This is a genomic window from Burkholderia sp. HI2500 (genome assembly GCF_002223055.1).
Taxonomy (GTDB): domain Bacteria; phylum Pseudomonadota; class Gammaproteobacteria; order Burkholderiales; family Burkholderiaceae; genus Burkholderia.
The window spans coordinates 1-1,533 of record NZ_NKFL01000028.1; the positions used below are offsets into that span (position 1 = coordinate 1).

Sequence of the window (1,533 nt, forward strand, 5' to 3'; positions counted from 1 at the left end):
GCAGGGCGCTTACGCTCACCCGCGGGCCTTGGCAGACCGCCGCTCAGTTTCTGCTTTTGACGCAACTTCCAGAATCGCGGCTTCCATGTCAGTCACCGTGAACCGGCGAGGTTTCTTCGTGCCGGGTTGCGCTTCATTTGCCCGCACCGGCAGCCCCCGATGCGTTCGCGACGGCGCAGTGCCGATCCGCCGGCTGTCGCGCTGCGCCTGAAACGCTTGTGCCACCTGCAACGCATGGCTCAGGCGCTTGTGATCCACGATCGCGCCTTGATCCACCTCGGCCAGCCGATCGTAGGATTGTGCCGACAGTAGCTGGCCAGCCGCCCGAAGCTCGATGCGTCCGTCCGGGTACTCCCACACCTCGATGTCACGATGTATCCACGCCCGATTCCCCGGCGTATCGTCCAGCAGATAGAGCACCCGGTCGTACTGCACCGTCAGCGCCTTCGTGACCCGGCGTGTCTCGCGCCAGGTCAGCAGCAGATCCAGATCCTCGTCGGACCGCAGCGGTCGATGCGCATCAAAGCCGCTCTTCGGTGGCTTCGCGAAGCGCTCGTTATACATGGCCATGAAGGAGGGCGCGTAAGCGTTCGCGTCGGCCACCGTGCTGATGCCGCGCAGTCTCAACTCCTTGACGAACCGATCCTGCAGCGTCAAGTGCGCTCGCTCGACACGTCCCTTGGCCGAGCTGCTGTTCGCGCAGAACGTGTCAATGTTCAGCTCGTACATCGCCCGACCGAAGTGCGTCACGCTTTGGCCTGTCTTGCTGGCGCTCGTATTGCGGAACACGCTGTACTTGTCGCTGTAGAACGCCACCGGCTTGCCGTAGCGCTCCAGATACGCTCGCGTGGCCTCGAAGTAGCTGAACGTCGACTCGGTCTGCGTGAAGTGCAGCATCATCAGCCGGCTCGTCGCGTCGTCCACGTACACCAGCAGCGTGCAGGCCGGCGCCCGTTCCTCGAACCACCGATGATCGCAACCATCGATCTGGATCAGTTCACCCAGACACGCCCGGCGCGCTCGCGGCTGATAAACCTTCGGCGGACGCTGCCGACGTGGAATCCACAAGCCAGCGTCCGTCATCAGCTTCCTGACCGTTTCCTTGGCCAGCCGAATGCCATGGCATTCCCACAGCTTCTCGCAGGCCAACGTCGGCCCGAAATCGGCGTAACGCTCTCGAATAGTGGTCAAGGCGCGTAACGCTAGTCCTTCGTCGAGCTTGCGGTTGCCTGGCCGGCCACGACGGCCCGAAGCAACGCCGCTAGGTCCATGCTCTCGATATCGGATGACCAGCCTTTCCACCTGTCGCACGCTCAGTCCCAGCCGTTCGGCCGCACGTCCGGGCTTCAGGCCCGTGTCCACCACGGCCTGGATTACCTTGAGTCGATCAAGCTCTCGCATCGTCAGTGTCACCAATCCGGCTGGCTGCATGGTCGGCTCCGCGCTCGCTCAACGAGCCGTCCAGCATGCCAGCAGTCAAAAACCCGACATCTGTAAATAGCCAGAACACGACATTAGGATATGGCTGCTACA

General features: G+C 62.6%; 1 protein-coding gene. It reads right to left on the minus strand.

Going from position 1 to position 1,533, the window contains the following annotated elements; translation table 11 throughout:
- Nucleotides 1–15: 15 nt before the first annotated feature.
- On the minus strand, nucleotides 16–1,431 hold the full coding sequence (locus tag CFB45_RS38090; RefSeq protein WP_089430276.1) for an ISNCY family transposase: 1,416 nt from the start codon (nucleotides 1,429–1,431) through the stop codon (nucleotides 16–18).
- Between the last annotated feature and the right edge of the window lie 102 nt (nucleotides 1,432–1,533).